Annotated in this window: 19 protein-coding genes; 10 read left to right on the top strand and 9 right to left on the bottom strand. The window is 75.8% G+C overall.

What is annotated here, in order from left to right; genetic code table 11:
• Positions 1–70: 70 nt before the first annotated feature.
• Entirely contained in the window at positions 71–1,012 is a 942-nt protein-coding gene (locus H2O74_RS11065; protein WP_182111635.1) for a tetratricopeptide repeat protein, read from the top strand.
• A gap of 60 nt (positions 1,013–1,072) precedes the next feature.
• On the opposite strand, the gene glgB is transcribed toward H2O74_RS11065, so the two are convergent.
• From glgB to H2O74_RS11045, 4 genes are read right to left on the bottom strand one after another with little or no spacing between them, the layout of a single operon-like run.
• Positions 1,073–3,286 carry a 1,4-alpha-glucan branching protein GlgB gene (gene glgB / locus H2O74_RS11060; protein WP_182111634.1) on the bottom strand — a complete coding sequence of 738 codons (2,214 nt, stop codon included), beginning with the start codon at positions 3,284–3,286 and terminating at the stop codon, positions 1,073–1,075.
• A 53-nt stretch (positions 3,287–3,339) separates the two neighbouring features.
• Positions 3,340–4,710, bottom strand: coding sequence for an aminoglycoside phosphotransferase (locus H2O74_RS11055; protein WP_255491571.1), 1,371 nt, complete (start codon positions 4,708–4,710; stop codon positions 3,340–3,342).
• Positions 4,711–4,757: 47 nt separating this feature from the next.
• Entirely contained in the window at positions 4,758–6,533 is a 1,776-nt protein-coding gene (gene treS, locus H2O74_RS11050; protein ID WP_182114222.1) for a maltose alpha-D-glucosyltransferase, read from the bottom strand.
• Between the two features lie 23 nt (positions 6,534–6,556).
• The gene (locus H2O74_RS11045; protein WP_182114223.1) at positions 6,557–8,611 is read right to left on the bottom strand and encodes an alpha-1,4-glucan--maltose-1-phosphate maltosyltransferase; all 2,055 of its coding nucleotides are present in this window, start codon (positions 8,609–8,611) and stop codon (positions 6,557–6,559) included.
• A 278-nt stretch (positions 8,612–8,889) separates the two neighbouring features.
• Here H2O74_RS11045 and glgP point away from each other — a divergent pair, with 278 nt between their 5' ends.
• The gene (gene glgP, locus H2O74_RS11040) at positions 8,890–11,466 is read left to right on the top strand and encodes an alpha-glucan family phosphorylase (protein ID WP_182111633.1); all 2,577 of its coding nucleotides are present in this window, start codon (positions 8,890–8,892) and stop codon (positions 11,464–11,466) included.
• A 69-nt stretch (positions 11,467–11,535) separates the two neighbouring features.
• Here the strand turns inward: glgP and H2O74_RS11035 are convergent, their stop codons facing one another.
• Both H2O74_RS11035 and glgX read right to left on the bottom strand, forming a co-directional pair.
• Positions 11,536–13,236 (bottom strand): FAD-binding dehydrogenase, encoded by a 1,701-nt coding sequence (locus H2O74_RS11035; RefSeq protein ID WP_182111632.1) that lies wholly within the window; start codon positions 13,234–13,236, stop codon positions 11,536–11,538.
• 37 nt (positions 13,237–13,273) lie between these two features.
• The gene (gene glgX, locus H2O74_RS11030) at positions 13,274–15,466 is read right to left on the bottom strand and encodes a glycogen debranching protein GlgX (protein WP_182111631.1); all 2,193 of its coding nucleotides are present in this window, start codon (positions 15,464–15,466) and stop codon (positions 13,274–13,276) included.
• Positions 15,467–15,584: 118 nt separating this feature from the next.
• Here glgX and H2O74_RS11025 point away from each other — a divergent pair, with 118 nt between their 5' ends.
• Both H2O74_RS11025 and H2O74_RS11020 read left to right on the top strand, forming a co-directional pair.
• Positions 15,585–16,379, top strand: coding sequence for an electron transfer flavoprotein subunit beta/FixA family protein (locus H2O74_RS11025; protein WP_182111630.1), 795 nt, complete (start codon positions 15,585–15,587; stop codon positions 16,377–16,379).
• Positions 16,380–16,407: 28 nt separating this feature from the next.
• The gene (locus H2O74_RS11020; RefSeq protein WP_182111629.1) at positions 16,408–17,403 is read left to right on the top strand and encodes an electron transfer flavoprotein subunit alpha/FixB family protein; all 996 of its coding nucleotides are present in this window, start codon (positions 16,408–16,410) and stop codon (positions 17,401–17,403) included.
• Between the two features lie 38 nt (positions 17,404–17,441).
• Here H2O74_RS11020 and H2O74_RS11015 read toward each other — a convergent pair whose 3' ends face one another.
• The gene (locus H2O74_RS11015) at positions 17,442–18,413 is read right to left on the bottom strand and encodes a phosphotransferase family protein (RefSeq protein WP_255491569.1); all 972 of its coding nucleotides are present in this window, start codon (positions 18,411–18,413) and stop codon (positions 17,442–17,444) included.
• Positions 18,414–18,495: 82 nt separating this feature from the next.
• On the opposite strand from H2O74_RS11015, the gene H2O74_RS11010 reads away from it, so the two are divergent.
• The 3 genes from H2O74_RS11010 to H2O74_RS11000 all read left to right on the top strand — a co-directional run bounded on the left by H2O74_RS11010 (position 18,496) and on the right by H2O74_RS11000 (position 22,200).
• On the top strand, positions 18,496–19,695 hold the full coding sequence (locus H2O74_RS11010) for a cysteine desulfurase family protein (protein WP_304518593.1): 1,200 nt from the start codon (positions 18,496–18,498) through the stop codon (positions 19,693–19,695).
• A 145-nt stretch (positions 19,696–19,840) separates the two neighbouring features.
• Positions 19,841–20,413 carry a GNAT family N-acetyltransferase gene (locus tag H2O74_RS16685; RefSeq protein WP_182111628.1) on the top strand — a complete coding sequence of 191 codons (573 nt, stop codon included), beginning with the start codon at positions 19,841–19,843 and terminating at the stop codon, positions 20,411–20,413.
• Between the two features lie 47 nt (positions 20,414–20,460).
• Positions 20,461–22,200, top strand: a complete 1,740-nt coding sequence (locus H2O74_RS11000) for a bifunctional 3'-5' exonuclease/DNA polymerase (RefSeq protein WP_182111627.1) — start codon at positions 20,461–20,463, stop codon at positions 22,198–22,200.
• Between the two features lie 4 nt (positions 22,201–22,204).
• Here the strand turns inward: H2O74_RS11000 and H2O74_RS10995 are convergent, their stop codons facing one another.
• A complete protein-coding gene (locus H2O74_RS10995; protein WP_182111626.1) occupies positions 22,205–22,690 on the bottom strand; it encodes a pyridoxamine 5'-phosphate oxidase family protein in 486 nt (161 codons plus the stop codon).
• 89 nt (positions 22,691–22,779) lie between these two features.
• Positions 22,780–23,619, bottom strand: a complete 840-nt coding sequence (locus tag H2O74_RS10990; protein ID WP_182111625.1) for an alpha/beta fold hydrolase — start codon at positions 23,617–23,619, stop codon at positions 22,780–22,782.
• Between the two features lie 32 nt (positions 23,620–23,651).
• Between H2O74_RS10990 and H2O74_RS10985 the strand changes: the two genes are divergently transcribed.
• From H2O74_RS10985 to H2O74_RS10975, 3 genes are all read left to right on the top strand, one after another.
• The gene (locus H2O74_RS10985) at positions 23,652–24,119 is read left to right on the top strand and encodes a GNAT family N-acetyltransferase (RefSeq protein WP_182111624.1); all 468 of its coding nucleotides are present in this window, start codon (positions 23,652–23,654) and stop codon (positions 24,117–24,119) included.
• A 64-nt stretch (positions 24,120–24,183) separates the two neighbouring features.
• Positions 24,184–25,278 carry a tRNA 2-thiouridine(34) synthase MnmA gene (gene mnmA / locus H2O74_RS10980; RefSeq protein ID WP_182111623.1) on the top strand — a complete coding sequence of 365 codons (1,095 nt, stop codon included), beginning with the start codon at positions 24,184–24,186 and terminating at the stop codon, positions 25,276–25,278.
• A gap of 43 nt (positions 25,279–25,321) precedes the next feature.
• Positions 25,322–26,359, top strand: a complete 1,038-nt coding sequence (locus tag H2O74_RS10975) for a hypothetical protein (protein WP_182111622.1) — start codon at positions 25,322–25,324, stop codon at positions 26,357–26,359.
• The last annotated feature ends 37 nt before the right edge of the window (positions 26,360–26,396 follow it).

The following is a 26,396-nucleotide window of genomic DNA, read 5'->3' as shown; positions in this document are numbered from 1 at the left end:
ACCGATCGAGCACCGATCGACCACCGAGACCCACCACCGGCCCCGCGCCCGACCACACAGGAGCAAGCCCATGTCGCAGCCCACCGGCCCCCGCCCGCCCCTGGACGTCCGCGGCGCCGTCGACCTGTCCGGCCTCGGCCGCCCGCCCGCACCGGCTCCGGGCGGACCCGCGGCGGGCTCCGGCGGGTCGCGCTTCGTGCTCGACGTCGCGGACGAGGCGACCTTCGCCCAGGTGGTGCAGAGCTCCGCCGAGGTCCCCGTCGTGTTCGTGCTCTGGGCGTCGTGGAGCGAGGCCAGCACGACGGTCGCCGCGGACCTCGTCGCGCTCGCCGACGAGTACGCCGGCCGGTTCCTGCTGGCGCGGGTCGACGCGGAGGCGACGCCGCAGATCGTGCAGGCGTTCGGGGCGCAGGGCGTGCCCGCCGTGGTCGCGGTGCTGCGGGGACAGCCCGTGCCCCTGTTCCAGGGCGCGGCCGCGCCGCAGGACATCCGGGCCGTGCTGGACCAGGTGCTCCAGGCCGCGGCCGCCAACGGGGTCACCGGCACGCTGCCGGGCGGCGACGAGCCCCAGGAGCCGAAGGAGTTGGCCGAGCCGCCGCTGCCGCCCCTGCACCAGGCGGCGTACGAGGCCATCGAGCGCGACGACCTCGACGGCGCCGTCGCCGCGTACACCCAGGCGCTGCAGGAGGACCCGCGCGACGACGAGGCGCGCGCGGGCCTCGCGCAGGTCGAGCTCCTGCGGCGCACGGCCGACGTCGACCCGGCGCAGGCACGCTCCGCCGCGGCGGCGGACCCCCGCGACGTGGCGGCGCAGCTGCGCGTCGCGGACCTCGACGTGCTCGGCGGGCAGGTCGAGGACGCGTTCGCGCGCCTCGTCGACGTCGTGCGCACGACCGCGGGCGAGGACCGCGAGGCCGCGCGCGTGCGGCTCATCGAGCTGTTCGGCGTCGTGGGGGACACGGACCCCCGCGTGCTCGCCGCCCGGCGGGCGCTGGCGAGCGCGCTGTACTGAGCACCCTGACCTGAGCACGGCCCGGGGTGGGGCGGCCGGCGGCCGCCCCACCCCGGCGCGTCAGACGGCCGGCTCCTGGCCCTCCGGCACGAGGAACAGGGCACCGAGCGGCGGCACCCGCAGCGTCACGGACGCCGGCTGCGCGTGGAGCGGGTGGTCCAGGGCCTGCACGCGCCCGAGGTTGCCGACGCCCGAGCCGCCGTAGAGGTCGGCGTCGGTGTTGAGCGCCTCGACCCACGTGCCCCCGAAGGGCAGACCCACCCGGTAGCCCTCGTGCGGCACGCCGGCGAAGTTCACGACGACGACGACGCAGCGGCCGGAACCGTCGCGCCGGATGTAGGAGAGCACGTTGTGGTCGGCGTCGTTGGCGTCGATCCACTCGAAGCCCGCCGGGTCCTTGTCCAGGACCCAGAGCGCGGGCTCCTCGCGGTAGAAGCGGTTGAGGTCGGTGACCAGCCGCGCGATGCCGGCGTGCTCGGGGTACTCGAGCAGGTGCCAGTCGAGCCCGCGGCCCTCGGCCCACTCCGACGACTGGCCGAACTCGCTGCCCATGAACAGCAGCTGCTTGCCCGGGTGCGACCACTGGTAGGCGAGCAGCGACCGGACGCCGGCCGCCTGCTGCCACAGGTCGCCCGGCATCTTGCGCAGCAGCGAGCCCTTGCCGTGCACGACCTCGTCGTGGCTGATCGGGAGCACGAAGTGCTCCGAGAACGCGTAGACGAGCGAGAACGTGACCTCGTGGTGGTGGTACCGGCGGTTGATCGGCTCCTCCGCGAGGTAGCGCAGGGTGTCGTTCATCCAGCCCATGTTCCACTTCAGCCCGAAGCCGAGGCCCCCGCCGTCGGTCGGTGCCGTGACGCCCGGCCACGCCGTCGACTCCTCGGCGATCATCATGATCCCGGGGGTGCGGCGGTACGCGGTCGCGTTGGTCTCCTGCAGGAAGCGGATCGCCTCGAGGTTCTCGCGCCCGCCGTGCACGTTGGGCCGCCACTGGCCGTGGCTGCGCGAGTAGTCCAGGTAGAGCATCGACGCGACGGCGTCCACGCGCAGCCCGTCGATGTGGAACTCCTCGAGCCAGTAGGTCGCGTTGGCGACGAGGAAGTTGCGGACCTCGTTGCGCCCGAAGTTGAAGACGTAGGTGCCCCAGTCGGGCTGCTCGCCCAGCAGCGGGTCCGGGTGCTCGTAGAGCGGGCTGCCGTCGAAGCGGCCCAGCGCCCACTCGTCCTTGGGGAAGTGGGCGGGGACCCAGTCCAGCAGCACGCCGATGCCGGCCCCGTGGAGCCGGTCGACGAGGTAGCGGAAGTCGTCCGGGTGCCCGAAGCGCGACGTCGGCGCGTAGTACGAGCTGACCTGGTAGCCCCACGAGCCGCCGAAGGGGTGCTCGGCCACGGGGAGCAGCTCGACGTGGGTGAACCCGGTCGCCGCGACGTACTCGGTGAGCTGGTCGGCGAGCTCGCGGTAGCCCAGGCCCGGGCGCCACGATCCCAGGTGCACCTCGTAGATGCTCATGGGGCCGTGGTGGGGGTCGCTCGCGGCGCGGCGCTCGAGCCAGGCCGCGTCGTCCCAGCTGTAGGTGCTCTCCACGACGACCGACGCGGTCGCGGGCGGGACCTCCGTGCCCTTGGCCATGGGGTCGGCCTTCTGGCGCCACGAGCCGTCGCGCGCCAGGATCTCGAACTTGTAGCGCTGGCCGGGGCCGATGCCGGGCACGAAGAGCTCCCAGACCCCGGTGCTGCCCAGGACCCGCATCGCGTGCGCCGCGCCCTGCCAGTGGTTGAAGTCGCCGATCACCCGGACGGCCTGCGCGTTCGGGGCCCACACCGCGAACGCGGTGCCGCGGACCTCGCCGAGGACGCTCGGGTAGCTGCGCACGTTCGCGCCGAGGACCGTCCAGAGCTCCTCGTGGCGACCCTCGGAGATGAGGTGCAGGTCCACCTCGCCGAGCGTCGGCAGGAAGCGGTAGGGGTCGTCCACCACGGTCGTCACGTCGCCGTAGGTCACGCGCAGGCGGTAGTCCGGGACCTGCGTGCCCGGGAACGCCACGACCCAGACGCCGCCGTGCTCGTGCTGCGCGGCGTGCTCGCCGTCGGGCGTGACCACGACCACGGCGTCGGCCAGCGGGCGCAGCGTCCGCACGGTGACGGTGCCGGCGTCGAGGTGGGCGCCGAGCACGCGGTGGGGGTCCTGGTGCGTCCCGCTGACGATCGCGTCGAGCTCGGCGGTGACGACGTCGCGGGGGGTGGAGCGGGGCATCGGGGTGGGCGGCAAACTCATGGACTCACCCTGCCATGGTGGGTGGCCCCCCGCACGAAGGCCCGGGCCGGGTGTCAGACGCGGTCGAGGAGGCGATCGACGCCCGCCAGCGGGATGGCGACCCAGTCCGGTCGGTTGCGGGACTCGTAGACGACCTCGTAGAGGGCCTTGTCGAGCTCGAGCGCCCGCAGGAGCGCCTGCGCGACGTCGCCCGCGCCGGCCTCCTCGACGTAGCCCCGGACCAGCGCCGCGCGGGCGCGCTCCGCCCACGCGGCCGTCCCCCCGCCGACGGCGGCCGCGTAGTCCAGGGAGCGCAGCATGCCCGCGAGGTCGCGCACCGCCAGGTCGGGGCGGGTGCGCTCGTGCGCGGGCGCCTGCGGCTCGCCCTCGAAGTCCAGCACGACCCAGCCGCGCCCGGGCGCCCGCAGCACCTGACCCAGGTGGTAGTCGCCGTGGACGCGCTGCAGCGCCGGCAGGTCCAGGGAGCCGACCTCGGCCAGCACCGCGTCCAGCGCCGCGGCGCGGTCGGCCAGGACGGGGGCGGCCTCGACGGCCGCCGCGGCCCGCGACCGCAGCGTGCGCAGCACCGTGTCGGCCGTGCGGGCGCCGCCGGGCACAGCGCCGGGCACGGCGTCGGGCACAGCGCCGGCGGGCGGCGGGTCCGCCGGCAGCGCGTCGCGCAGCGCCGCGTGCATCTGGGCCGTCGTCCGGCCCAGCTCGCCGGCCAGGTCCGCGAAGTCCTCGTCGTCGCGCGCGCAGCGGCAGGCGAGCTCGAACCCGTCCTGCGCCTCGACGACGAGCTCGCTGACGACGCCGAGGTGCCCGACCTCGCGGCCGTCCCCGGCGGGCCAGGACGCGGCGAGCCACGCGAGGGGCCGCGGCACCCCGCGCCAGCCCGTCCCGCTCAGGGCCAGCGGCACCTCGACGTCGGGGTTGGCTCCCGCGCCGACCACGCGGAAGACCTTGAGGATCGCCGGGGGCGTCGCCCCGGGGAGCAGGACCGAGGTGTTCGACTGCTCGCCCGTCATGACCCGGGCGCCCGCGAGGTCGGCGTCGGCGACGTCGTCCCCGCGCGCGGCGGCGAGCAGGGCCCGCAGGAAGGCGGGGTCGTGGGTGCCGTCGAGGACGAGCGTGCCGTCCCCGAGGCGTCCCACGACGCCGCCGGTGGGCTCGGTGCCGTCCCCGGCGGGCCGGCGCAGCACGACGGGCACCTGCAGCAGGCCGCCGCCGGGCAGCCGGCGCAGCTCGACGCGGACCTCCGCCTCGCCCCGAGGGTCCGCGAGGGGCACCACGGCGACGACCGGGAGGGCCCCGGCGGTGCCCTTGGCGGGGTACCAGCGCTGGGCGGGCAGCCAGGCGTCGAGCAACCGCGCGAGCTCGTCGTCGGTGGCGCGCGCGTCCGGCGCGTCCGCGGCGATCGCGCGGTCGGTCGTCATGGTGTCCATCGGACCTCCCGGTCGGTCGTGCGTGGGTCGGACGCGTCGCGGGCCGCTCAGTCCTGCGTCACGGCGAGCCAGAAGAAGTCGCGCGACCCGAGCGTCAGCTGGACGGAGCCGTCGGCGCCCACGGTGGGGAAGGGGGCGCCGCCGAACAGGTCGCTGAGCGCGGCGCCGGCGTACTCCGGCAGGCGCAGCATCGCCGCGCGCGGCGTCGCCGCGAGGTTGGCGACGCACAGGACCGTCTCCTCGCGGTTGCGGCGCAGGTAGGCCAGGACCGCGTCGTTGTCGCACGGCACGACGACGAACTCGCCCGTCCCGAACACCGTGTGCTGGCGGCGGACCGTCAGCATCCCGTGCACCCAGTGCAGCAAGGAGGTCGGGGTCGCGAGCTGGGCCTCGACGTTGATCGTCGCGTGGTTGTGCACGAGCGACTGGATCACCGGCAGGTAGAGCTTGCCGGGGTCGGCGGTCGAGAACCCCGCGTTGCGGTCCGGGGTCCACTGCATCGGGGTGCGGACCGCGTCACGGTCCGGCAGCCAGATGTTGTCGCCCATGCCGATCTCGTCGCCGTAGTACAGGCACGGGCTGCCGGGCAGGGACAGCAGCAGTGCGTGGGCGAGCTCGATCTCCGCGCGCGAGTTGTCGAGCAGCGGTGCCAGCCGGCGCCGGATCCCGACGTTGGCGCGCATGCGCGGGTCGGGCGCGTACCAGCCGTACATGGAGGCGCGCTCCTCCGTCGAGACCATCTCGAGCGTCAGCTCGTCGTGGTTGCGCAGGAAGGTGCTCCACTGGCCGCCGCCGGCCGGGATCCGCGGGGTGTCGGCGAGGATGTCGACGATCTGGTTCGCCCGCTGGTCCTTGATCGAGTAGAAGATGCGCGGCATCACCGGGAAGTGGAAGCACATGTGGCACTCCGGCGCCTCCTCGGTGCCGTAGTACGGGATCACGTCCTCGGGCCACTGGTTCGCCTCGGCGAGCATGATCCGGCCGGGGAACTCCGCGTCCACCATCGCGCGCATCTCGGCCAGGTACTCGTGCGTGCGCGGCAGGTTCTCGCAGTTGGTCCCCTCCTCCTCGAAGAGGTAGGGCACGGCGTCGAGCCGGAAGCCGTCCACGCCGATGCGCAGCCAGAAGCGGGCGACGTCCTTCATCGCCTCGCGGACCATCGGGTTCTCGAAGTTCAGGTCCGGCTGGTGGCTGAAGAACCGGTGCCAGAAGTACTGCCGGCGGGCCGGGTCGAAGGTCCAGTTCGACGTCTCGGTGTCGACGAAGATGATGCGGGCGTCCTCGTAGCGCGTGTTGTCGTCGCTCCACACGTAGAAGTCGCCGTAGGGCCCCTCGGGGTCCGAGCGGGAGGCCTGGAACCACGGGTGCTGGTCGCTCGTGTGGTTCATGACCAGGTCGATGATCACCCGGATGCCGCGCTCGTGGGCGCGCGCGATCAGCTCGGTGAAGTCCTGGATCGTGCCGTACTGCGGCGCGATCGCGGTGAAGTCGGCGACGTCGTACCCGCCGTCGCGCATGGGCGAGGGGTAGAAGGGCGGGAGCCAGAGGCAGTCGACGCCGAGCCAGTGCAGGTAGTCGAGGCGCTCGATCAGGCCGCGCAGGTCACCGGAGCCGGCGCCCGTCGAGTCCGAGAACGAGCGCAGCATGACCTCGTAGAAGACGGCCGTCTTGTACCACTCGGGGTCGTCCGAGAGCCCGCCGGCGGGCGGTGGTGGCGCGAGCGCGCGGGTCGGTTGCGGCCGCGCCGGCAGGGCCCGGTGGGGGTCCGGCGAGGGGTGAGCCGCGGGGGCTGTGGGCTGCTGGGGCGGGGGCGGGGGGATCATCTGGTTCTCGGGGCGGTCGGTGCTCACAGGGTCCTCACACCGATGATATGAGCGCACTGGGCCCATGGGTCCAACCGCACGTACGGGTGGGAGCCCCACGCGTAGACGGCGCCCGAGAGCAGGTCGTGGGCCGCGAAGGCGGGGGAGTCGCCGTCGGCCGGCGCGGGGACGCCGATCGCCGCCAGGTCCAGGTCGATGACCGCCTCGCGGGTGGCGTGCGGGTCGGTGTTGACGACGACGATCACCGTGTCCGCCCGGCCGTCGGGCGACTGCTCGGCCGTCACGCGGCGCGAGAAGCACAGGACGGCGTCGTCGCTCGTGGGGTGCACGGTCAGGCCCCGCAGGCGCTGGAGCGCCGGGTGCTCGCGCCGGATGGCGTTGAGGCGACCGAGGAGCGCGCCGATGCCGGTGGCCTCCGCGGCCTGCCAGTCGCGCGGCTTGAACTCGTACTTCTCGTTGTCGATCTGCTCCTCGGCACCCGGCCGGGCGACGTTCTCGACCAGCTCGTAGCCCGAGTAGATGCCCCACGTCGGGGAGCCGGTCGCGGCGAGCACCGCGCGGATCGCGAACGCCGGGGGACCGCCGTGCTGCATGTACGGCGTGAGGATGTCGTGCGTCGTCGGCCAGAAGCTGGGACGCATGTAGGCGGCGGCCGGGCCGGAGACCTCCTCCAGGTACTCGGCCAGCTCCTCCTTCGTGTTGCGCCACGTGAAGTAGGTGTACGACTGGTGGAAGCCGATCATGGCCAGCGCGTGCATCATCGCCGGACGGGTGAAGGCCTCCGCGAGGAAGATCACCTCGGGGTGCGACGCGTTGACGTCGGCGATGATCCGCTCCCAGAAGGTGAGCGGCTTCGTGTGCGGGTTGTCGACCCGGAACGCCGTGACGCCGTGGTCGATCCAGACCTGGAGCACGCGGCGGATCTCCGCGTAGATCCCCTCGGGGTCGTTGTCGAAGTTCAGGGGGTAGATGTCCTGGTACTTCTTCGGCGGGTTCTCCGCGTAGGCGATCGTGCCGTCGATGCGCGTCGTGAACCACTCCGGGTGCTCGGTGACCCACGGGTGGTCGGGCGAGCACTGGAGCGCGAGGTCGAGCGCGACCTCGAGCCCGTTCTCGCGCGCGACGGCGACGAAGTGGTCGAAGTCCTCGAAGGTGCCCAGCTCGGGGTGGATCGCGTCGTGCCCGCCGTCGGCGGAGCCGATCGCGTAGGGGGAGCCGGGGTCTCCCGGCTCCGTCTTCAGGGAGTTGTTCCGGCCCTTGCGGTACGTCGTGCCGATCGGGTGGATCGGGGTCAGGTAGGCGACGTCGAAGCCCATGGCGGCGATCGCGGGCAGCCGCTCGGCGGCGGTGCGCAGCGTGCCGGAGCGCCAGGTGCGCGTGGCCGCGTCGTACTCGGCGCCCTCGGACCGGGGGAAGAACTCGTACCAGGCGCCGACGAGCGCACGCTCGCGCTGCACCAGGAGCGGGTAGGTCGGCGAGGCGCTGACGTGCTCGCGCACGGGGTGGCGGGCGAGCACGGCCTCGACCTCGGGGGCCAGGCCGGCGGCGAGGCGCGCGGCGGGCGGGCGGCTCGTGTCCCGCAGGGCCAGGACGGCGTCCCGGAGCGTCAGCGCGACGTCGTCGGGCAGCCCCTCGCGCGCGGCGGCGCGCTCGAGCAGCGCGGCGCCCTCGGCGAGCATCAGCTCCACGTCGACGCCCGCCGCGACCTTGACGGCGGCGTCGTGGTGCCAGGTGCCGTACGGGTCGGACCAGCCCTCGACGCGGAACCCCCAGGTGCCCAGCGCGTCCGGGACCAGGTCGGCCCGGTAGCTGTCCAGGCCCGCGTTGACCACCGTCATCGGCACGGACGCGTGGTCGGAGCCGTCGGGCGCGACGAGCACCGCGGTCGCCGCGACGGCGTCGTGCCCCTCGCGGAAGACCGTCGCGGTGATCTCGACGGCCTCGCCGACGACGGCCTTGGCGGGCCAGCGCCCGCACTCGACGACGGGACCGACGCCCACGACGGGGATGCGGCCGATGCGGACCGGTGGGGCAGGGGGCGGCGGGGGGACCGCAGCGCTCACCGCGTCCGGCCGCACGTCGGCGGCCGCGGCGCGCGCGGAGCGTCGGGTGGTCTTCCGGGAGGAGCTGGACGGCGTGCGGGGCGTGGGGGGAGGCGAAGACGGCGTCACACGCCGAACCTACCCAGCCCCGCGGGCCGACGGCATCCGGACCGGCGGGAGGGCCCCGTCCGGTCCACGAGGTGGACGCGTCCGGTCGACCACGCGGGTGCACGGGGGGACAGGTGGGCGCAAACGTTGCAGAGACTTGCAGCAACACTGGCCCCGGCCGTGTCGCTGCGTCTACGCTCACGATCGTGAGAGCCATCCGCCGATTCACCGTCCGCACCGTCCTCCCTGCCGAGCTCGCAGATCTCGACGAGCTCGCGCACAACCTGCGCTGGTCGTGGCACGCCCCCACGCGCGACCTGTTCGCCGGGATCGACCCACGGCTGTGGGAGAGCGTGCAGGGCGACCCGGTCGCCCTCCTCGGCGCCCTCGGCCCGGACCGCCTGGCGGCGCTGGCCGCCGACGGGGACTTCGTGGCGGCGGTGCGCGGCGCCGCGTCCGACCTCGCGACGTACCTCACCGAGGACCGCTGGTACCAGCGGGCCGCCGCCGCCGACGACTCGCTCCCCCGGGCGATCGCCTACTTCTCGCCCGAGTTCGGCATCACGTCCGTCCTGCCGCAGTACTCCGGCGGCCTCGGCATCCTCGCCGGCGACCACCTCAAGAGCGCGTCGGACCTCGGCGTGCCGATCGTCGGCGTCGGCCTCCTGTACGGCGCGGGCTACTTCAAGCAGGCGCTGACGCGCGACGGGTGGCAGGTCGAGAGCTACCCCGTGATCGACCCCGACGGGCTCCCGCTCACCCTCCTGCGCGAGGCCGACGGTACGCCGGCGCGCGTCTCGCTGCCGCTGCCCGGTGGCCGCACGCTGCACGCCCACGTGTGGAAGGCCGCCGTCGGCCGCGTGCCCCTGCTGCTGCTCGACTCCAACGTGCCGGAGAACGACGAGCTCGCCCGCAAGGTCACCGACCGCCTCTACGGCGGCGGCGGCGAGCACCGCCTCCAGCAGGAGCTGCTGCTCGGCGTCGGCGGCGTGCGCGCCCTGCGCCTGTGGTCGCGCCTGTCCGGCGCCCCCGTGCCGGAGGTGTACCACACCAACGAGGGCCACGCCGGCTTCCTCGGGGTGGAGCGCATCCGCGAGCTCGTGGGCGAGGCCGGGCTGGCGTTCGACGACGCGCTCGAGGCCGTGCGCGCCGCGACCGTCTTCACCACGCACACGCCCGTCCCCGCGGGCATCGACCGCTTCGAGGCCTCGCTCGTCGCGCAGTACTTCGGCGGCGACCTCGCCTACGACGGCGTCCCGGTCGAGCGCGTGCTCGCGCTGGGCGCCGAGGACTACCCGGGCGGCGACCCGACGCTGTTCAACATGGCCGTCATGGGCCTGCGCCTCGGTGGCCGCGCGAACGGCGTCTCGCTGCTGCACGGCGAGGTCTCCCGCGGCATGTTCAACGGCCTGTGGTCCGGCTTCGACCAGGCCGAGGTCCCGATCACGTCCGTCACCAACGGCGTGCACTCCCCGACGTGGGTCGACCGCAAGCTGGTGGACCTGGCGACGTCGCGCCTGAGCCACGCCGAGCTCGAGGAGGGCACCGGCTGGCTGCGCCCGGACGGGGTCTCGGACGAGGAGCTGTGGGGCATGCGCCGCACGCTGCGCGCCCAGCTCGTGGCCAACGCCCGTGAGCGGGTCCGCGAGTCGTGGCGCCACCGCGGCGCCAGCCCGGCGGAGCTGGGCTGGGTCGACGAGGTCCTCGACCCCGACGTCCTGACCATCGGCTTCGCCCGCCGCGTGCCGACCTACAAGCGCCTCACGCTGATGCTGAGCGACCCCGAGCGCCTGCGCTCGCTGCTCCTGCACCCGGAGCGTCCGGTCCAGCTCGTCATCGCGGGCAAGTCGCACCCCGCCGACGACCAGGGCAAGCGCCTCATCCAGCAGCTCGTCCGGTTCGCCGACGACGCCGGCGTGCGGCACCGCATCGTGTTCCTGCCGAACTACGACATCGCCATGGCGCAGCAGCTCTACCCCGGCTGCGACGTCTGGCTGAACAACCCGCTGCGCCCGCTCGAGGCGTGCGGCACGTCGGGCATGAAGGCCGCGCTCAACGGTGGGCTCAACCTCTCGATCCTCGACGGCTGGTGGGACGAGTGGTTCGACGGCGAGAACGGCTGGGCGATCCCCACGGCCGACGGCGTCGACGACCCGGACCGCCGTGACGACCTCGAGGCGGCCGCGCTCTACGACCTCGTCGAGAACCAGGTCGCGGCGCGGTTCTACGACCGCGACGAGCGCGGGCTGCCCGTGCGCTGGCTGGAGATGGTGCGCCACACGCTGGCCACGCTCGGCCCGAAGGTCCAGGCGACGCGCATGGTCGGGGACTACGTGCAGCGCCTGTACACGCCGGCCGCCGTCGCGGGCCGCGCGCTGAACGGCGACGGCTTCCCGGGCGCCAAGGAGCTGGCGGCGTGGAAGCAGCACGTGCGTGCCTCGTGGCCGCACGTGCGCGTGGACCACGTCGAGTCCGTGGGCGTCGGCGAGGTCGCCCAGGTCGGCGACGTGCTGCAGGTGCGTGCGTACGTCTCGCTCGGCGACCTGCGTCCGGAGGATGTCCGCGTCGAGGTCGTCCACGGCCGGGTCTCGGAGGCCGACGAGCTGAGCGACGTCCGCCACCAGGAGCTCGCGTGGTCCGAGGCGTACGAGGCGGGCCGGCACGCGTTCGCGGGTGACGTGCGCCTGACGACGTCGGGGCCGTTCGGCTACACCGTGCGCGTCGTCCCCAAGCACGAGCGTCTCGCGTCGGTCGCGGAGACGGGGCTCGTCGCGAGCGCCTGACCCGACCGGCCCGACGGCCCCGTCCCCACCCGGGGGCGGGGCCGTCGGCGTCCGGGGGCGTCCGGCGGCTCAGGTGCCCGTGTGCGCGGCGGCCGAGCGGCCCGCCACCCGGCCGGAGAACAGGCAGCCCCCGAGGAACGTGCCCTCCAGGGCGCGGTGGCCGTGCATGCCGCCCCCGCCGAAGCCGCTGGCCTCGCCCGCCGCCCAGACGCCGTCGAGCACCGTGCCGTCGGCGCGCAGGACCCGGCCCTCGAGGTCGGTGTGCAGGCCGCCGAGCGTCTTGCGCGTGAGGACCGAGAGCCGCACCGCCAGCAGCGGCCCGTCGGCGGGGTCGAGGAGCGGCGCCGGCGGGGCCACGCGGAGGACGCGGTCGACGACGTACCGGCGCGCCATCGCCGTCGCCACCACCTGGGGGTCCTTGCCGAGGCCGGAGGTGACCTGGGCGTCGCGCGCCCGGATCGTGCGCTCGAGGGCGCCGGCGTCGATGCGGCCCGTGCCCGTGAGCGCGTTCATCCGCTCGGCGAGCGCGGCGGGCGTGTCCGCCCAGACGAACTCCTCGCTGCCCTGCGCGAAGCGCGCCACGGGCAGGACCGCGCCGGGCAGCGCGCGCTGGAGCACGGCGCGCGCGTCCTTGCCGGTCAGGTCCGGGTTCTGCTCGGAGCCGGAGAGGGCGAACTCGGTGTTCATGATCGTCTTGTTGAGCACGAACCAGGAGTGGTCGTCCCCGCGCCCGACGACGTGCCGCAGCGCACCGAGTGCGTCGAACCCGGGGAACAGGGGTGCCGGCAGGCGCCCGCCGTCGGCGTCGAGCCACAGCGAGCTGGGGCCGGGCAGGATCCGGATGCCGTGCCGGCTCCAGACGGGGTCGGGGTTGGTGATCCCCTCCGGGTAGTGCCACATGCGCCCGCCGTGCACGACGGCGCCGCCCGCGTCCGCCGTCGCCGCGATCATCGCGCCGTCCACGTGGTCGGGCACGCCCGAGAGCATCCGCGCGGGCAGCGCGCCGTGCTCGGCCGGCCAGGCGGAGCGCACGAGGTCGTGGTCGGCGCCGAGGCCGCCGGAGGTCACGACGACGGCGGGCGCGTCCACCTCGAAGGTCCCCACGACCCGACGGCCCGAGGGCGCCCCGCGCGCGGCGGCGTCGGCGGCCAGCACCTCGCCGCGCACGCCGGTGACCCGGCCGTCGGTGGTCACCAAGCCCGTGACCCGGTGGCGGACGCGCACGTCCACCAGCCCGGCCGCGCGGGCCTCGCCCAGCGCCCGGACGAACGGCGCGAGCACCGCGGGTCCGGTGCCCCACGTGATGTGGAACCGGGGCACGGAGTTGCCGTGGCCGCCCGCGGGGTAGCCCCCGCGCTCCGCCCACTGCACGGCCGGGAAGAAGCGCACGCCGAGGGCGTGCAGCCACGGCCGCATCTCGCCGGCGGCGAAGTCCACGAAGGCGTGCGCCCAGCGGCGCGGGTTCTCGTCGAGCGGGTCGTCCGGGTCGAAGGCCGCCGAGCCGAGCCAGTCCGCGAGGGCGAGCTCGGCGCTGTCCCGCACCCGCAGGCGGCGTTGCTCGGGGGAGTCCACGAGGAACAGCCCGCCGAACGACCACCACGCCTGCCCGCCGAGGCTCGCCGCCGGCTCCTGCTCGAGCAGCAGCACCCGCCGCCCGGCCGCCGTGAGCTCCGCCGTCGCGACGAGCCCGGCGAGGCCCGCCCCCACGACCACGGCGTCCACCGGCGCCGCCCCCCGACCCGACCCAGTCCCGACCCCGTCGTCGACCATGGCGGCACCCTACGACCCCGCCGGGGTCGGTGCCGTGCTACGCGGAGGTGTACAGGCGCAGGCTCAGCGGGTCCATCACGGTCCGGTCGCCGACCGCGGGGTGCAGCGCGCCGGTGACCACCGCTGTCCCGCGCTCGTCGGGGTGCTCCCACGTCGAGTCCCAGCGCAGCTCCCAGCGGTCGCGCGGGCCCGGCGCGAGCACGATGTCCGCCTGGTCCAGCAGGCCGTTGACCACGAGCAGCGCGCTCTGGCCGTCCGTCGTCGACCGGATCATCTGCAGGACGCGCGCGGCCGGGTCGTGCCACGCGTCGTGGTCGAAACCGCTGCCGTCCGCGCGGCGCCAGTCCAGGTCGGGCCAGGGCGCGGGTCCGCGCGGCTGGCCGCGAAAGAACTCACGGGACCTCAGCGCCGGCACCGTGCGTCGCAGCTCGAGCAGGTAGCGCGTCGTCGCGAGGAGGCTCTCGCGCCACGGCGACAGGTCCCAGTCCACCCAGGACGTCTCGTCGTCGAGGCAGTACGCGTTGTTGTTGCCGCGCTGGGTGCGGCCGAGCTCGTCACCGGCCGTGATCATCGGGGTGCCGGCCGCCAGCAGGAGCGTCCCGAGGAGGTTGCGGATGGAGCGCCGGCGCAGGGGCAGGATCTCCAGGCCCACGCCGGCGCCCCGCACCGGGCCCTCGAACCCGTGGTTCCACGAGCGGTTGTCGTCGGTCCCGTCGCGGTTGTCCTCGCCGTTGGCGTCGTTGCGCTTGTGCTCGTAGGCCACCAGGTCGGCGAGCGTGAAGCCGTCGTGCGCCGTGACGTAGTTGACCGACGCGGTGACGCCGCGCATGAGCGGCGGGTCGCTGTAGCCGAAGAGGTCGGCCGACCCGGCGAGCCGGGTCGCGAGGTCACGGACGCCGTGGCCGGGGCGGCCGTGCGCGGCCTGCGCCGGGTCCGCGAGCCAGAACGAGCGCACGGCATTGCGGAAGCGGTCGTTCCACTCCGCCATCGGGTCGGGGAACGCGCCCGTGCGCCAGCCGCCCGGCCCGACGTCCCAGGGCTCGGCGATGAGCTTCGTGCCCGCGAGCACGGGGTCCGTCTGCAGCGCGACGAGGAAGGGGTGCCGCGGCGTGAAGCCGTCCTCGTCCCGCCCGAGCGTGACCGCCAGGTCGAAGCGGAAGCCGTCGACACCGACCTCGTCGACCCAGTAGCGCAGGGAGTCCAGCGCAAGCTGGACCACGCGGGGCCGGCGGAAGTCGAGCGAGTTCCCGCACCCGGTGACGTCGGCGAAGCGCGCGGGGGAGCCGCCGTCGTGCAGGTAGTAGACGGTCGGGTCCAGGCCCCGCCAGCTGAGCTGGGGACCGTCGGTGCCGCCCTCGCAGGTGTGGTTGTAGACGACGTCGAGCACGACCTCGATCCCGGCCGCGTGCAGCAGCCGCACCATGCCCTTGACCTCGGCCAGGACGGCCTGGGCGCCGGCGTCCTGCGCGGCGCGCGTCGCGTACTCGGGGTTCGGTGCGAAGAAGCCGAGCGTGTTGTAGCCCCAGTAGTTCGTCAGCCCGCGACGCACGAGGTGCGGCTCGCTCGCCATCGCGTGGATGGGCAGCAGCTCGAGGGTCGTGATCCCGAGGTCGCGCAGGTGGGCGATGGTGGCCGGGTGCGCGAGCCCCGCGTACGTCCCGCGCAGCTCGGGCGGCACCCCGGGCAGGCGCATCGTCAGTCCGCGCACGTGCGCCTCGTAGAGGACCGTGTCCTCCCACGCGACGTCGGGCCGCGGCACGGGCGGGGCGTCGAACCGGGGGTCGACGACGACGCAGTGCGGCACGGCGGCGCGCGAGTCGGTCGGGTCCGGCTCGGGGGAGGGGCCGACGGTGCGCCAGTGCTCGTCCACGCGCTGGCCGTGCACCGCCTGCCCGAGGACGACGTCGCCGACCAGCCCGCGGGCGTACGGGTCGACGAGGAGCTTGGCCGGGTTGTACCGCAGCCCGGCGGCGGGGTCCCAGCGGCCGTGGGCCCGCAGGCCGTAGCGCTGCCCGGCCCGCACGCCCGGCACGTGGGCCCACCAGACGCCGTGGCGCGGGCCCTGGAGCCGCACGCGACGCTCCGACCAGCCGTCGGGGGCGCCGGGGTCCGGGTCCAGGAGGCAGAGGTCGACGGCGTCGGCGTGCGAGGCCAGGACGGCGACGTCGATCCCGTCGCCGACGAGGTGGACGCCGAGGCGGGCGGGGGCGCGGTCGGGGGGAGCGCTCACAACGCACAGTCTGGACCACGCCCGGCGCCCGCGCGGCCAGACGTCCGCGCTCAGCGGTAGCCTTCGGGGGTCGACGAGGTGTGGGCGCTCGGGCCCGCCGGAGTGGGAGAGCGTGCTGATGAGGATCGTCGTGTGCGTCAAGCACGTGCCCGACCTGCAGTCGGACCGTCGGTTCACCGACGAGGGCCGCGTCGACCGGGACCAGGGTGACGGCACGCTCAACGAGCTCGACGAGAACGCGGTCGAGGCGGCGGTCACGCTCGCCGAGCAGCACGGCGGCGAGGTCGTCGCCCTGACGATGGGCCCGGCCGACGCCGAGGACGCGGTGCGGCGTGCGCTCCAGATGGGTGCGGACGACGCCGTCCACGTCGTCGACGACGCGCTCGCGGGCTCCGACGCGTTCGGCACCGCCCTGACGCTCGCCGCGGCCGTCCGCCGGATCGGCGAGGCCGGTCCCGTGGACCTCGTGGTCACGGGCATGGCCGCGCTCGACGGGCTCATGTCCGTCGTCCCGACGCTGCTGGCGGGCCACCTGGGCCTCGCGCAGGCGACCCTCGCCGCCGAGGTCACGCTGGACCCCGCCGCGGCGACGGTGCGCGTACGGCGCGAGCTCGACCACGCGAGCGAGGTCGTCGAGGCCCCCCTGCCCGCGCTGGTCAGCGTGACGGACCAGGCGAACCAGCCCCGCTACCCGAACTTCAAGGCGATCATGGCGGCGCGCAAGAAGGCCGTCACCGCCTGGACGCTCGCCGACCTGGGCCTGGACCCCGCCGAGGTCGGCGACGCCGGCGCCCGCACGCGGGTCCTCGAGGCCACCCCACGACCGCCGCGCGAGAACCGGGTGCTGGTCACGGACGAGGGGGACGCCGGCCTGCGGCTGGCGGCCTTCCTCGCCGAGAACCGCCTCGTCTGACGCGCCCACCCCACCTGCCGGAGGACCGATGACCACCGCCGCCCCGGGCGCCGCGCCCGTGCTCGTCGTCGTGGACCACCACGACGACGCCCCGCGCTCGTCCGCCTACGAGCTGCTGACCGTCGCCCGGACCCTCGGTCCCGTCGAGGCCGTCTGGTTCGGCGCCGCGCCCGAGGCCGCCGTCGACCGGCTCGGCGCCTGGGGCGTCGCGCGCGTCCACGCGGTGCCCGCGGCCGCCGACCTGCTGCCGCCCGAGCGCGGGGAGGCGCTGGCCGCCGTGGTCGAGGCCGTGGCGGGTCCCGGCGCCTCGACGGTGCTGCTGGCCTCGACCTTCGAGAACAAGGAGACCGCCGCCCGGCTCGCGCTCGCGACCGGGGCGGGCCTCATGGTCGACGCGGCCGCGCTCGAGGCCGGTCCGGACGGCCGGGTGGTCGCGGTCCAGCAGGCGTTCGCCGCCACGTGGACGCTGCGGGCCTGCACCACGACCCCGCGGGCCGTGGTCGCGCTCAAGCCCAACGCCGTGGCCGCCGTCGCGCCGGACGGCGCCCCGACGCAGCCCGAGGTCCTCACGCACGACGTCGTCCCGGCGGCGGGTCCCGTGGCGCGGCTCGTCGAGCGCACGCCGCGGCCCGCGTCGGACCGCCCCGACCTCGGCGAGGCCCAGGTCGTCGTCGTCGGCGGGCGCGGGACCGAGGGCGACTTCTCGGCGGTCGAGGAGCTCGCCGACGTGCTCGGCGGCGCGGTCGGGGCGACCCGCGTCGCGACCGACGAGGGCTGGATCGGCCACGAGGCGCAGATCGGCCAGACCGGCGTGACCATCACCCCGCGGCTCTACATCGGCGCCGGTGTGTCCGGTGCGGTCCACCACCGCGGTGGCATGCAGGCCTCGGGAACGATCGTCGCCGTCAACTCGGACCCCGAGTCGCCGATCTTCGAGATCGCCGACTTCGGCGTCGTCGGGGACCTGTTCACGGTCCTGCCGCAGGCCGCGGCGGAGATCCGCCGGATCCGCGGCGAGGCCTGACCCCGGCGCAGGACGTGCGCCGGGTGACGGCCTGACGGCTAGAGCCCGCGGAGCCAGCCGAGCGCGGCGACGCCCTGCGCGCGCTGGAACGCGCGCAGGTTGGCGATGCCGCGCGGTGCCGGCTGCAGGGAGCCGTGCAGGAAGTAGCCGGTGATCCCCGCCAGCGCCGCCCGCACCGCGTCGGGGTCGGCGCCCGCGGCGGTCGGGTGGGCGGCGAAGATCTCGGCGGGGTCGCCCCCGCCCTGCATCGCGACGCTCGGCAGCATCGCGAGGAGGTCGAACCAGCGCGCGCCGTCGGTGGCGGCGTGCGGCCAGTCGATGATCCAGACCCGGTCGGGCGCGAGCATGACGTTGTCGCCGCGCAGGTCGCCGTGGACGAGGGTGTCGCCGGCCACGGCGGGGACGGCGGCGCTCGACCACTCGACGAGCCGGTCCAGGTGGGAGCGCAGCCACGCGCCCTGGGGGCCGAGCTGCTCCACGGCGCGGTCCACCGCGGCGCCGTCAGCCTCGAGCCGCGCGAAGCCCGCCATGACGCCGGCGACCGCCTCGCCGAGCGGCGGCAGGCCCGCGGGGCCGGGCGTGCCGGCGTCCGCCAGCTCCGTGACCGCCGCGAGCACGCGCGACAGGTCCGTGGGCCGCCAGGGCAGCACGGGGGACGAGCCCGCCACGACCTCGAAGCCCAGCAGCACCCACCAGCCGTCGTCGTGCGACCACAGGAGCCGCGGCGCCGGGACGCCGGGGGGCAGCAGCCCCGCGGCCAGCCGCTCGTGGCGGGCGAGCTGCGGGGAGTCGGGGTTCTGGTCGGGGCTGACCGCCTTGACGAAGACCTCGGTGCCGTCGGCCAGCTCGAGGGTCGCGGCGTAGCCCGGGCTGAAGCCGCTGGTCGCGCTCGTCTCCGACATGACCTGCGCGCCCGCGAGCTCGGCGATCCGCGCGCGGACCTCGCGCGGGAGGTCCGCCCAACCGAGGCGGGACCCGCTGAAGGCCGGGGGCGCGGTCGCTGGGGTCACGGCGGCATTCTGCCAGTCGGGTGTGTCCGCGCGGTGACGGGTGTGGGCAGGCCGCGCACGCGAGCGCTCCTAGACTCACCGGGTGACGTACCTCGACCACGCGGCGACCACGCCGATGCACCCCCGCGCGATCGAGGCGATGGTCGACCAGCTCGGCCGCACCGGGAACGCGTCGTCCCTGCACGACGCGGGCCGCGCCGCGCGTCGCGTCGTCGAGGAGTCCCGCGAGGCAATCGCCGCACGCCTCGGCGCGCGGCCCAGCGAGGTCGTGCTCACCGCGGGCGGCACCGAGGCCGACAACCTGGCGCTCAAGGGCGTCCTGTGGGCGCGCCGGGCGCAGGACCCCCGCCGCCGGCGGGTCCTCGTCTCGGCCGTCGAGCACCACGCGGTCCTCGACCCGGCGCACTGGCTCGCCGAGCAGGCGGGTGCCGAGGTCGTCGTCCTGCCCGTCGACGACCGCGGCCTCGTGGACGTCGACGCGCTGCGCGCCGAGCTCGCCGCCCACCCGGACGAGGTGGCGCTCGTGAGCGTGATGTGGGCCAACAACGAGATCGGCACCGTGCAGCCCGTGCGTGCGGTCGTCGCGGCCGCGCACGCCCACGGCGTCCCGGTCCACGCCGACGCCGTGCAGGCGGTCGGGCAGCTCGCGGTGGACTTCGGCGCGAGCGGGCTCGACGCGGTCACCGTGTCCGGCCACAAGCTCGGCGGGCCCGTGGGCGTCGGGGCGCTCCTGGCCCGGCGCGAGCTGGGCCTCGTGCCGGTGCTGCACGGCGGCGGCCAGGAGCGCGGCGTGCGGTCCGGGACCCTCGACGTCGCCGCGATCCGGGCGTTCGCGGTGGCGGTCGAGGAGGCGGTCGCGGACCAGCCGGCGGAGGCGCGCCGCCTCGCCGCGCTGCGGGACACCCTGGTCGCCGGGGTGGTCGGCGCGGTGCCCGACGCCGTCCTGCGCGGCGCCGACCCGGCCGCGGCGACCCCCGACGGCGGTCCGGCGCGCCTGCCGGCGAACGCCCACGTCACCTTCCCGGGGTGCGAGGGCGACTCGCTGCTGTACCTGCTCGACTCCGCGGGCATCCAGTGCTCGACCGGGTCGGCGTGCCGCGCGGGCGTCCCGCAGCCGTCCCACGTGGTGCTGGCCTGCGGCGTCGCGCCGGACGACGCGCGCGGGGCCCTGCGCTTCTCGCTGGGCCGCACCTCCACCGCCGACGACGTCGACGCGCTCGTCACCGCGCTGCCCGACGTCGTCGCCCGAGCCCGCGCCGCGGGCCTCGCCGCGGCACGCTGACGCGGGGTTCGCGCCGCGCTGGTGCGCGCCCGCCCGGCCCGCCCGCGGGTCGCGGCCCTCGTCGTCGCGGACGTGGGCGCCCGCGTGGCGGGAGCGGGGGTCCGCGGTCTATCGGCCGGGGCGCTCGCGCCCTAGGGTCGGGCGGATGAGCACCGAGCGAACCGCCCCCCGCCGCGTCGTGACGGACCGGCTCGTGCTGCGCGGGTTCGAGCCCGCTGACCTCGACCCCTTCGCCGCGATGAACGACGACCCGGTGGTCATGGAGCACTTCGCGCGCCACGGGACGCACGAGGACACCGAGCGCCTGGTCGCGCGGGTCGCGGCGCACTGGGACGCCGAGGGCTGGGGCCTGTGGGCGCTCGAGCGGCGCGACACGGGGGAGTTCATCGGCTTCACCGGGCTGTGGCCGGTGGCCTTCGAGGCGGCGTTCGAGCCGCGGCGCGAGGTCGGCTGGCGGCTGGCCGTCGGGCACTGGGGGCAGGGCTTCGCCACGGAGGCGGCGAGGGCGGCGCTCGACGTCGCGTTCGACGTGCTCGGATGGGCGGACGTCGTCTCCTTCACGGCCGTGGGCAACGAGCGCTCGCAGGCGGTGATGCGCCGGATCGGGATGTGGCGCGACCCCGTCGGCGACTTCGACCACCCCGACGTGCCCGAGGGGCATCCCGTGCGCCCGCACGTGCTCTACCGGCTCGCGGCGGACCAGCGCCCCTGGCGCTGAGGGCGGACCGCGGCACCACGTGTCGGTGCCCGCCCCGACAATGGGGTGTGCCCTTCGTCGTGGTCGTCGACGACCCCGCCCACCCCGGCGGCGTCGTGCTCGTCGAGACGGCCGACGACGGCTCGGCCCGGCACCGCACGCCCGTCGCCCCGGGCGACCTGCCGGCGGCCGTCGCCCGGCGGGAGTCGGACCCGTCCGCCAGGCCGCGCTGGGTCTGGGACGACACGGCGCGCCGGTACCCGCCGCTGCTCGAGGCGGGTGTCCGGGTCGAGCGGTGCCACGACCTGCGGCTGTGCCACGCGATCCTGCGCCGGAGCGTCCTGTGCGCCGGGTCCCGGCTCGCGGAGGCGCCCGCGGGGCCCTGGGACGCCGCGCGCCCGGACGTGCCCGCCGCGACGGCCGGCGCGACCACCCTCTTCGACGCCGCATTCGGGGACGACGCCGCGTCCGGGGACGACGCCGCCTTCGACCACACCGCGTCCGGGGCCGCGGCGCACGCCGGCGGCGGCACGCCCGACCCGGTGGCGGCACTCGGAGACCAGCTCGAGGCCGTGGCCGGCTCGCGGGAGCCCGGTCGCCTCCGGCTGCTCCTGGCGGCCGAGTCCACCGGTGCCCTCATCGCCGCGGAGATGCGCCACGACGGCATGCCGTGGGACGTCCGGGTGCACGACCGCACGCTGACCGCGGCGCTCGGGGAGCGACCCCGCGCGGGCGGGCGACCGCGCCGTCTGGAGGCGGTGGCCGACCAGGTGCGCGCCGCGCTCGACCGGCCCGGTCTCAACGTCGACTCCCAACCGGAGCTGCTCGCCGCCCTGCGGGCGGCCGGCCTCGACGTCACGTCGACCCGCAAGGGGGAGATCCGCGGGCTCGACCACCCCGTCGTCGAGCCGCTGCTCGAGCACAAGCGGCTCTCGCGCCTGCTCAGCGCCAACGGGTGGACCTGGATGCAGACGTGGGTGCAGGACGGTCGGTTCCGGCCCGACTACGTGCCGGGCGGCGTCGTCACGGGGCGCTGGGCGACGAGCGGGGGAGGCGCGCTCCAGCTGCCCGCGGACATCCGGGCCGCGGTGCGCGCGGACCCCGGGTGGCGTCTCGTCGTCGCCGATGCCGCGCAGCTCGAGCCGCGGGTCCTGGCGGCCATGTCGGGGGACGACGCGATGGCCGCCGCAGGCCGGGCGGCGGACCTCTACCAGGGGCTGGTCGCGGCGGGGGTCGTCCAGACCCGCGAGCAGGCGAAGTACGCGATGCTCGGCGCTCTCTACGGCGCCACGAGCGGGGCGAGCGGCGCGCTCGTCCCGCGGCTCACGCGGGCCTACCCCCGGGCGCTCGGCCTGGTGGAGCGCGCCGCGCGGGCCGGTGAGCACGGCGAGGTCGTCTCGACCTGGCTCGGGCGCACGTCGCCGGCGCCGTCGCCGGCCTTCCTCGACGCGCTGCACGCCGCGAGCGGGGAGGGGGCCGACGCCGAGGAGGTTCGCGCCGTGCGGCGCCGGGCCCGGGACTGGGGCCGCTTCACGCGCAACTTCGTGGTCCAGGGCACCGCGGCCGAGTGGGCCCTGTGCTGGATGGCGTCGCTGCGCCGCCGCCTGCGCGACGTCGAGGGCAGGCCGCACCTCGTCTTCTTCCTGCACGACGAGGTGATGGTGCACGCCCCCGAGCCCGCCGCGGACGCCGTGGCCGACGCCGTCCGCGCCGCGGCCGCGGAGGCCGGGCGTCTGCTGTTCGGCGCCGCCCCCGTCGAGTTCCCGCTCAGCGTGTCGGTCGTCGAGAGCTACGACCAGGCGAGCTGACGCCTCACAGCTCGACGCGCTCGTTCTCCCCGCCGTCGTAGCGCTCGCCGGTCACCTTCGCCTTGACGAAGCTGATCAGCGTGGCGACGCGCCCCGGCGAGTCCCAGTACTCCGCGGAGTCGGCCGCGACGTGCAGCAGCACGGCCTCCGGGTCGTCCGGGCCCTGGGGCAGCCACGCCTCGACGACCGCGTTCCAGAGCTGGCGCTTCTTGGCGTCGTCCTCGACCACGCGCGCCCGGCCGGTCAACGACACCCAGCTCGAGCCGGCGGCCACCGCGACGTTGACCTGCGGGTGGACCGTCACGTGGGCGACGAGGCGCGAGCTGCGCTCGGCGAAGAACCACAGGTCGCCGTCGAAGTCGACCGCCTGCATGCCCATCGGGCGGCTCATGAGCGTGCCGTCGGGCGCGATGGACGTGAGCATCGCGACGTGCGCGTCCTCGAGGAGGTGGCGGACGGTGCGCAGGTCCTCGTCGGGTGCAGCGGTCATGGTCTCGCCTTCCTCTCGTGGTCCGTCCATCGTGTGACGTCGCCGGCCGGGGCGCGCGGCGAGACGGACCTGCGCGAGCGGCGGCGGACTCAGCGCCCGGTGAGGCGGTCCAGCACCGCGCCGTACTCGCGCAGCACCGAGATGTGGCCGTCCTCGGGCAGCAGGCGCGCCTCGGCCCCCGGCAGCAGGGCGCCGAGGCGGGCCGCGTGCGAGGGGGGCACCATCCGGTCCTGTCCGCCGTGGAGCACGAGCGTGGGCACCCGGACGTCGGCAAGGTCGAAGCCCCACGGCGAGACGAACGCGACGTCGTCGTCCACGAGGCCGTCCGGGGTCGCGGCCGGGTCGCTCGCGTCCTCGCCGAGGGCAGCCCACGGCCCCGAGAGGGCGGCCCAGTCCGCGGCGGTGAAGGTCTCCTCGTCGAACTCCTCGACCTCGGCGAGCCGCGCCCGGGCCTCGCGGCCCTGCGTCGCCGCCCGCAGCGCGGCGTCGGAGCGCATGCCGGCGAACCACGCCTCGTCGCCGTCCCAGGGCGCCGGGCCCGACAGCGAGGCGGCCGCGGTCACGCGGTCGGCGAGGAGGGCGGCGCACGCGAGCGCGTGCGGGCCGCCGCCGGAGTGTCCCAGCACGGCGAAGCGGCCCAGGCCGAGCGCGTCGGCGACGTGGGCGACGTCGTCGGCGGCCGAGGCGACGTCGCGGCCGGGCCGCGGGGTCGAGCCGCCGTACGCCGGGCGCGCGTAGGTGACCAGGTGGATGCCGCGCTCGACGGCGGGCTCCAGGAGCGGCGCCAGGAGCCGCCCGGAGTGGGGGGAGCCGTGGTGCCACACCACGACCGGCGCGTCCGCGCGGTCCGGTCGTGCGTCGTAGGCGCGCAGGGTGCGCCCGTCGCTCGTGCGCACGTCGTGCTCGCCGACCCGCTGCTCCGTTGCCATCCCGCCACCGTAGCGAGCCCTACGCTCGCCGGATGGAGCAGCGCGTGACCCAGCGGTCCGGTCCGGATGACGTCGTCGTCGAGGTCGTCACGGCGGTGACGCCCGAGCTCGTGGCGGCGTGGGAGGGCCTGCTGCCGCAGCTGTCGTCGTCCGCGGCGCCGGTGACGGCCGCGGCGCTGGCGGAGATCGTCGACTCCCCGGCCGTCTCGATGCTCGTGGCCCGGGTCGGGGGAGACGTCGTCGGGTCGCTCACGCTGGTGGAGTTCCCGTTGCCCACGGGGCGCCGCGCGTGGGTCGAGGACGTCGTCGTCGACGGCTCCGCGCGCGGGCGCGGGGTCGGCGAGGCGCTGCTCCGGGCGGCCGTCGCGCGCGCGGCCGAGCTCGGTGCCCGGACCGTGGATCTCACCTCGCGCCCGTCGCGGGAGGCCGCGAACCGGCTCTACCGCCGGGTCGGCTTCGTCGCGCGGGAGACCAACGTCTACCGGGTCGACCTGCGCTGATCCGCCCGGGCACGCACCGCCGTCGCCGACGCCTCGGGGCCGGGCGCGCACGTACCCTGGCCGCATGCGTGTCCTGGCAGCCCTCTCCGGTGGTGTCGACTCCGCCGTCGCCGCGGCCCGCGCGGTCGACGCCGGGCACGACGTCGTCGCGGTCCACATGGCGCTGTCGCGCAACCGCGACGAGTACCGCACGGGCTCGCGCGGCTGCTGCTCGATCGAGGACGCCGGCGACGCGCGGCGGGCGGCGGACGTGCTGGGCGTCCCGTACTACGTCTGGGACCTGTCCGAGACGTTCGAGCGCACGGTCGTGGCGGACTTCGTCGCCGAGTACGAGGCCGGGCGGACGCCCAACCCGTGCGTGCGCTGCAACGAGCACATCAAGTTCGAGGCGCTGCTGGACAAGGCGGTCGCGCTCGGCTTCGACGCCGTGTGCACCGGTCACTACGCGCGCGTCGAGATCGCGGACGACGGCGGGCGTGCGCTGCACCGCGCGCGCGACGCCGCCAAGGACCAGTCCTACGTGCTCGCGGTCATGGGGCCCGAGCGCCTGGCACGCGCGATGTTCCCGCTCGGCGACGTCGCCTCGAAGGACGAGGTGCGGGCCGAGGCGGCGGCGCGGGGCCTCGGCGTCTCCGCCAAGCCGGACTCCTACGACATCTGCTTCGTGGCCGACGGCGACACCCAGGGCTTCCTGCGCGAGCGGCTCGGCTCGCGCCCGGGCGACGTCGTCGACGTCGACGGCACGGTCCTCGGCCGGCACGACGGCGCCTACGCCTACACCGTCGGGCAGCGCAAGGGGCTCGCGCTCGGTCGGCCGGCGCCCGACGGGCGACCCCGCTACGTCCTGGAGGTCCAGCCGGCCTCGAACACGGTGGTGGTGGGCGCCGCGGAGCTGCTCACGGTGACGCGCCTTCGCGGGACGGACCCGGTGTGGTTCGAGGACCGCACCGACGGCGGCTGGTTCGACTGCGAGGTGCAGGTGCGGGCCCACGGCGCACCCGCCGCCGCGCGGGCCCGCGCGCTGGTGGGGCCGGCCGCGCACGGCATCGAGGTCGAGCTGGTCGACGGGCTGCGCGGCCTGGCCCCGGGCCAGTCGGCGGTGCTCTACGACGGCACGCGCGTGCTGGCCGAGGCGACCGTCGCCTCGACCGCCCGGTGAGCCCGCTGGGGCGCGGGGCGACGACGCCCCGGCAGGCGCGGTCATGACCGGCGTCACGCTGCTCGGCCCGTGGCCCGGGACGCGGCTGCACGAGGCGCAGACGACGCTCGTCGGCGAGCTCGCCGACGCGCCCGACGGCGTCGTCGGCATGCCGCCGCTCGCGCAGCTGCCGCACCGCGGACCCTGGGCGGACTCCGTCGCGCGCACGGTCGGCCTGCTCATGGACCTGCCGGCCGAGCTCGGCCCGCACGGGTGGAAGCTCGCCGACCGGCCCGGTCGGGACCTCGAGCGCTGCCGGTCGGCGCTGCGCGAGGAGCTCGACGAGCTCGCGATCGCCGCGCTCGGCCACCGCGGCCCGTTGGTGCTGAGCGTCCGCGGCCCGTGGACCCTGGCGGCGACGCTGTACCTGGCGCGGGGCGACCGCGTGCTGAGCGACGGCGGTGCCGTCCGCGACCTCGTCGCGTCGATGACCGAGGGCCTGGTCGACCTGGTGGCGCGGCTGAGGACCGCCGTGCCGGGCGCCGAGCCCGTCGTGGTGCTCCGCGAGCCGCAGCTCCCGGACGTGCTCGCCGGGACCGTGCCGAGCTTCTCGGGGCACACCCGGCTGTGGTCCGTCCCGGCCGAGGACGCGACCAGGGCGCTGCGCCAGGTCGTCGAGGGCCTGGGCGGGGCGGGCGCGCGGGCCGTCGCCCACGGCGGCGTCCGGTTCGCGACCCGCTCGTTCGACGTGCTGCGCGGCAGCGGGGCGGAGGGGGTCGGGGTGTCCGCCGCCTCGCTGCGCGGGCCGCAGTGGGAGCAGGTCGCGTCCGCCGTCGAGGACGGCCGCAGGATCTGGTTCGGGCTGCCCCAGGAGAAGCACGGGCGGCGCACCGACACGCGCGAGGTCGCCCGGCAGGTCGCGGGCCCGTGGACCGCCGTCGGGCTGCCGGCCCGCGGGTTGGCCGACGTGGTCGTGCACGCGGAGACGTCGGGCACGGTCGCCGGCGGGGACGCCCCGACCCGGCGCGAGGGCGACGCGCGGGCCGCCGTCGGGATCGCGAAGCAGGTCGCCGCGCGCCTCGCGGAGCTGGCCGCGGGCTGACCTGCGTCGCGCCGGACGCCCGGTCGCGTGTCGGTGG

Origin of the sequence: Actinotalea sp. JY-7876 (assembly GCF_014042015.1) — a bacterium.
Lineage (GTDB): Bacteria > Actinomycetota > Actinomycetes > Actinomycetales > Cellulomonadaceae > Actinotalea.
Note: the sequence above shows the minus strand (reverse complement) of the source record. Positions and strands in the feature narration are given on the sequence as shown.